This window comes from Archangium sp., from assembly GCF_036389735.1.
In the GTDB taxonomy this organism is placed as follows: Bacteria; Myxococcota; Myxococcia; order Myxococcales; family Myxococcaceae; genus Archangium.
In genome coordinates, this window is the sequence record NZ_DASVWK010000523.1 from 24,659 (window position 1) to 30,658 (window position 6,000).

Annotated in this window: 6 protein-coding genes; all 6 read left to right on the forward strand. The window is 69.8% G+C overall.

Features of this window, described 5'->3' with window-relative positions; translation table 11 throughout:
* Nucleotides 1-76 precede the first annotated feature (76 nt).
* Nucleotides 77-1,066 (forward strand): MoxR family ATPase, encoded by a 990-nt coding sequence (locus VF794_RS18460; RefSeq protein ID WP_331112195.1) that lies wholly within the window; start codon nucleotides 77-79, stop codon nucleotides 1,064-1,066.
* A gap of 33 nt (nucleotides 1,067-1,099) precedes the next feature.
* The gene (locus VF794_RS18465; RefSeq protein ID WP_331112197.1) at nucleotides 1,100-1,981 is read left to right on the forward strand and encodes a DUF58 domain-containing protein; all 882 of its coding nucleotides are present in this window, start codon (nucleotides 1,100-1,102) and stop codon (nucleotides 1,979-1,981) included.
* The gene (locus tag VF794_RS18470; RefSeq protein ID WP_331112199.1) at nucleotides 1,978-2,991 is read left to right on the forward strand and encodes a hypothetical protein; all 1,014 of its coding nucleotides are present in this window, start codon (nucleotides 1,978-1,980) and stop codon (nucleotides 2,989-2,991) included. Before VF794_RS18465 ends, VF794_RS18470 begins: the two co-directional genes overlap by 4 nt.
* Entirely contained in the window at nucleotides 2,963-3,976 is a 1,014-nt protein-coding gene (locus VF794_RS18475; protein WP_331112201.1) for a VWA domain-containing protein, read from the forward strand. The genes VF794_RS18470 and VF794_RS18475 overlap by 29 nt, the downstream gene beginning before the upstream one ends.
* Nucleotides 3,976-5,031, forward strand: coding sequence for a VWA domain-containing protein (locus VF794_RS18480; RefSeq protein WP_414640921.1), 1,056 nt, complete (start codon nucleotides 3,976-3,978; stop codon nucleotides 5,029-5,031). The genes VF794_RS18475 and VF794_RS18480 overlap by 1 nt, the downstream gene beginning before the upstream one ends.
* A gap of 11 nt (nucleotides 5,032-5,042) precedes the next feature.
* Nucleotides 5,043-6,000 (forward strand): tetratricopeptide repeat protein (locus VF794_RS18485; protein ID WP_414640922.1); only part of this gene is annotated, 958 nt, incomplete at its 3' end.

Below are 6,000 nucleotides of genomic sequence, written 5' to 3' on the forward strand. Positions count from 1 at the left end.
GTCCGGCGGGGTGCGCTGTTGAGCGGCGTACCTACACACCCTAGGCTGCCCGCCTCCCCAGGGACGGTACGACGACATGAACACGGACATCCGGGCGCTCACCGAGCGCGTCCAGCAGGAGAGCAGCTTCGTCGAGCTCCTCAACCAGGAGGTCGGCAAGGTCATCGTCGGTCAGCGCTACATGCTGGAGCGCATCCTCATCGGCCTCTTGTGCAACGGCCACGTCCTCCTCGAGGGCGTGCCAGGCCTCGCCAAGACGCTCACCGTGCGCACCATCGCCGACAGCATCAGCGCCTCCTTCCAGCGCATCCAGTTCACCCCGGATCTGCTGCCCGCCGACGTGGTCGGCACGATGATCTACAACCAGCAGGCGGCCAACTTCACCGTCCGCAAGGGTCCCGTCTTCGCCAACGTGCTGCTCGCGGACGAAATCAACCGCGCCCCGGCCAAGGTGCAGTCGGCGCTGCTGGAGGCCATGCAGGAGCGCCAGGTCACCATCGGTGACACGTCCTTCCCGCTGCCCTCGCCCTTCCTGGTGCTGGCCACCCAGAACCCCATCGAGCAGGAGGGCACCTACCCGCTGCCCGAGGCCCAGGTGGACCGCTTCATGCTCAAGGTGCGGGTCGGCTACCCCACCCGCGAGGAGGAGAAGGTCATCATGGACCGCATGAGCGGCGGGAAGCCTCCGCAGGCTCAGAAGGTCATCGGGCTGGAGCACCTCGTGCGCGCCCGCGAGCTCGTCACGCAGATCTACATGGACGAGAAGGTGAAGGACTACATCCTCAACGTGGTCTTCGCCACGCGCGAGCCGGGGCGCTACGGCCTCAAGGACCAGGCGGACTACATCCAGTTCGGCGCCAGCCCGCGTGCCACCATCGCGCTGAGCCAGGCCGCTCGGGCCCACGCCTTCCTGCGCCACCGCGGCTTCGTGACGCCCGAGGACGTCAAGGCCATTGCCTTCGATGTGCTCCGCCACCGCATCGCCCTCACCTACGAGGCCGAGGCCGAGGAGCTCACCACCGAGAAGCTCATCCAGCGCGTCTTCGACCGCGTCGAGGTCCCGTAACCTCACCCGGGAGAAGACTCGAGGGAGCGCGCCGTGCTCACCAAGGACATCATCCGCCGCATCCGCAAGCTGGAGATCCGCACCCGCAAGGTGGTGTCGGACATGCTCGCGGGCCAGTACCACTCGGTCTTCAAGGGCCGGGGCATGGCCTTCTCCGAGGTGCGGCAGTACCAGCCCGGTGACGAGATCCGCATCATCGACTGGAACGTCACCGCCCGCATGAACGAGGCCTACGTCAAGGTCTTCACCGAGGAGCGCGAGCTCACGGTGATGCTCCTGGTGGACGTGTCGGCCTCCAAGGAGTTCGGCTCGCGCGAGCGCTCCAAGTCGGAGGTGGCCGCCGAGGTGGCCGCGCAGATCGCCTTCAGCGCCATCGCCAACAACGACCGGGTGGGGCTCATCCTCTTCTCGGACCGGATGGAGAAGGTGGTGCCGCCGCGCAAGGGCCGCACGCATGTGATGCGGCTGGTGAGCGACATCCTCACCTTCCAGCCGAAGGGGAGGGGGACGGACCTCTCCGAGGGCCTCACCTACCTCAACCGAGTGGCGCGCCGGAAGACGGTGACGTTCCTCATCTCGGACTTCCTCGCCCAGGACTACGAGAAGCCGCTGCGCCTCGTGGGCCGCAAGCACGACCTGGTGCCCGTGGTCATCGAGGATCCGCTGGAGCGGGAGTTTCCCCGCCTGGGCCTCGTGGAGATGGAGGACCCGGAGACGGGCGAGCGCTTCATCGTGGACACGAGCGACCCGCTCGTCCGGGGCCGCTTCGCCCGCGCCATGCAGGCCTCGCGCGAGGAGCGCCGCAAACTCTTCAAGAAGCTGGAGCTGGACCACGTGGAGCTGAACACCGGCGATGACCACGGCATGGCCCTGGTGCGCTTCTTCCGCGCCCGCTCCCGGAGGATGGCGGCATGAGGTGGCTGGCTCTCGTCGCGCTGCTCCTCGCCGTTCCGCCCGCCCGGGCCCAGGCGCCCGCCCCCGCGCCGGCTCCCTCCGCCGCGACGCTGCCGGAGGTGGAGCCCTCGGGTTTCCAGGCCCGCGTGCTGCCCGAGCGGGTGCTCGTGGGCGAGCCCTTCACCTACGAGCTCGTCATCACCCACCCGGCGGACCAGCGCTACGAGCTGGACCTGCCCTCGGACCTGGGGGACTTCGAGCTGCTGTCCCAGTCGCGCGAGCCCCCGAGGGCCGGGGTGGAGCCGGCCGTGACCACCTTCCGGCTGAAGCTGTCCGCCTTCAACCTGGGGATGATGTCGCTGCCGGCCGTGCCCTTCATCGTGTCCACGCCGGAGGGCCCCCAGCGCTTCGTGGCCGAGCCTCGGACGATCGAGGTGGGCTCCACCCTGCCGCCGGATGCCGATTCCCAGGGCGCCGACCTCAAGGACATCCAGCCTCCCACCGAGGTGGCCATCCGCTCGTGGATGCTCCTGTGGGTGCTCGCGGGGCTGCTGGTCGCCGCCGCGGTCGGCTACGTGGCGTGGCGGTTCTTCCAGAAGTACCGCGGCCGCTCGCGCGAGGTGGTGGCACCGCCCGCGCCCCTGGATGTGCGCATCCGCAAGGCGCTGGACTCCCTCAAGTCCGAGGACCTGCCCACCCAGGGCAAGGTGAAGGACTTCTATTTCCGGCTGTCGGAGATCCTCCGCGGCTACCTGGGCGAGCGCTACGGCTTCGACGCGCTCGAGTGCACCAGCTCGGAGCTGATGACGAAGCTGCGGCGCCTGCCCACCCCGGGCCTGCCCGAGGACGGGCTGCTGCGCTTCGTCTCCGAATCAGACATGGTGAAGTACGCCCGGGCCGAGTCCTCTCCGGACTCGTGCCGCGAGGCGCTCGCGTTCGGCTACGAGCTGCTGGACAAGACCTGGCCCCCACCGCCGCCCCCCGAGGCGGTCCCCGTGTCCCATGCTTCCGGACCTCAGCGACTTCCATAGCCCCCACTTCCTCTGGGGATTGCTGCTCGTGCCGGTCCTCCTCGGGTGGGCGTGGCGGGAGCGGCGCGCCCGTGCCGCGCTGCGCTTCTCCGCCGCGCACGTGCTCGCCCGGCAGGGCCGAGGCCTGCGCACGTACCTGCTGCCGCTGCTGCCCCTGCTGCGCGTCTTCGCGGTGGCCGCCGCCGTCATCGCGCTCGCCCGGCCCCAGTCCCGCGACACGCGCGTGCGAGACCTGAGCGTGGAGGGCATCGACATCGTTGTTGCCCTGGACCTGTCCACCTCCATGGAGGCCGGTGACTTCCGCCCGCAGAACCGCCTCCACGTGGCCAAGGAGGTGCTCGCCGAGTTCATCTCCAACCGCGTCAATGACCGCATCGGCCTCGTGGTATTCGCGGGCGCGGCCTACACGCAGGCGCCGCTGACGCTCGACTACGGGGTGCTCAAGGAGGTGCTGCGGCAGTTGCGCACCCGCGTCCTGGAGGACGGCACCGCCATCGGCGACGCGCTCGCCACCGCGCTCAACCGCCTGCGCGACTCGGAGGCCAAGAGCCGCGTGGTGGTGCTCATCACCGACGGTGACAACAACGCGGGCAAGATCTCCCCGATCGACTCGGCCGGCATGGCGAAGTCGCTGAACATCCCCATCTACACCATCCTCGTGGGCAAGGGCGGCAAGGTGCCCTTCCCCCAGGGGACGGACCTGTTCGGCAACACCGTCTGGCGCGAGACGGAGATTCCCATCAACCCCGAGCTGCTCCAGGACATCGCCGATGCCACCGGCGGCGAGTACTACCGCGCCACCGACCCGGAGGGCCTCAAGCAGGGCCTCCAGAGCGTGCTGGACTCGCTGGAGCGCTCCAAGCTGATGGAGGGTGGGGCCTCGGCCAACTACCGCGAGAACTACCACCCGTTCCTGCTGCTGGCCTTCGGGCTCGCCGCGCTGGAGTTGCTCCTGCGCTCCACCTTCCTGCGGGTGTTCCCGTGATGCTGACGGACCCCTGGCGCTTCACCATCCTCGGCTATCAGGTGGGGCTCGCCCAGCCCGCCTTCCTCGCGCTGTGCGCGCTGGGCGGACTGCTGGGTGCCCTCGCCCTCGTGTCGGCGCTGCGCCGCCGCTCCCGCGTGAGCGCGCTGCTCAACGAGCGCCTCGTGGACAAGCTGGCCCCGGGAGCCTCGCGCTGGCGTCCGGCGGTGCAGGGCGGCTTGTACGGGCTGGGGCTGCTCCTCTTCGGGCTCGCGCTCGCCCAGCCCCAATGTGGCACCCGGAGCGAGCTGACGAAGCGGCGCGGCATCGACGTGGTGGTGGCGCTGGACGTCTCCAAGTCCATGCTCGCGCGCGACGTGCAGCCCAGCCGGCTGGAGCGCGCCAAGCTGGAGCTCTCCACGCTGCTGGACGAGCTGAAGGGGGACCGGGTGGGGCTGGTGGCCTTCGCCGGGGATGCCTTCATCCAGTCGCCGCTCACCTCGGACTACTCGGCGGTGAAGCTCTTCCTGCGCGCGGTGGAGCCGGACCAGATGCCCCAGGGTGGCAGCAACATCGGCGAGGCGCTGCTGCTGTCCAAGCAGCTCCTGGAGAACGCGGACCGCGGTGCGAAGGAGAAGGTGGTGGTGCTGCTGTCGGACGGCGAGGATCTGGTGGGCGAGGTGGACGAGGCCGTGGGCGCGCTCAAGGGCGCCGGCATCCAGGTGCTCGCCGTGGGCGTGGGCTCCGAGCAGGGCGAGCCCATCCCCGTCTACAACCGTCGGGGCGAGTTCGTGGACTTCAAGAAGGACTCCAGCGGGGAGACGGTGATCACCCGCCTGGACCGGGGTGGCCTCACCTCCATCGCCGAGCGCACCGGCGGCGCCTTCTATTACCAGCCGCGCGGCGTGGCCATGGCCCAGGTGATGGAGCGCATCGAGGCCATGCAGAAGAGCGAGCTGGAGAGCCGTGTCACCGTCCGCTACGACGAGCGCTTCCAGACGTTCGCCCTGCCGGGGCTCGCGCTGCTGGTGCTGGGGATGTTGATGCTGCCGTCCGCGCGCCGGAGGTCGTCGTGAGCAGGGGAGTCATGGGCATGCGCGCGGGGCTGGTGCTTCTGGCCGTGGGGCTGTCGTGGCCGTCCGGGGCACGGGCCGCGGGGCTGCTGGAGACGGAGCACCCGCTGGTGCGGCAGGGGCGTCAGGCCTACGAGGCCGGCCGCTACGAGGACGCGCTCTCCGCCTTCGAGCAGGCCAAGAAGGAGCGTCCGAACGACCCCGCCGTGGAGTTCAACCGCGGCGACGCGCTGATGAAGCTGGGCCGCTACGACGAGGCCCAGAAGGCCTTCCAGCAGGTGGCCGAGGCCAACAACCTGCCGGAGCTGCGCCAGAAGGCCACGTACAACCTGGGCAACGTCCACGCGATGACGGGCAACACGCGCGAGGCGCTGAAGGCCTACCGCCGCGCGCTCACCCTGAACCCGTCGGACGAACAGGCCCGCCACAACTACGAGGTGCTGCTGAAGAACCTGCCTCCGCCCCAGAAGGGGCAGGGCGATGGCGGCACGGATGGGGGCCAGGACGGTGGCACGGATGCTGGCCAGGATGGGGGACGTCCGGATGGAGGCCAGGACGGTGGCCAGGATGGGGGCGCGGATGGAGGCCAGGACGGCGGGACGGACGCTGGCGTGGACGGCGGCTCGGATGCTGGGCAGGACGGCGGACAGGCCGATGGGGGCCAGGGAGATGCCGGTCAGGGTGACGGAGGCCAGGGCGATGGAGGTATGGATGGGGGACAGGGCGATGCGGGCCCGGGCGATGCCGGCCAGGATGGCGGCGAGAGCGGGGATGGAGGCCAGGGAGACGGAGGCCAGGGCGAGGACCAGGGTGATGAAGCCGACGGGGGCACCGAGGGCGAGGTGGAGGAGGTGGGCGACGCGGGTGTCAACCCGGAGGACATCGACCGGCAGGAGGCGGAGCGCCTCCTGGATGCGATGAAGCAGAACGAGAAGAATCTCCAGATGTGGCGCTTCCAGCAGAAGAAGCGGC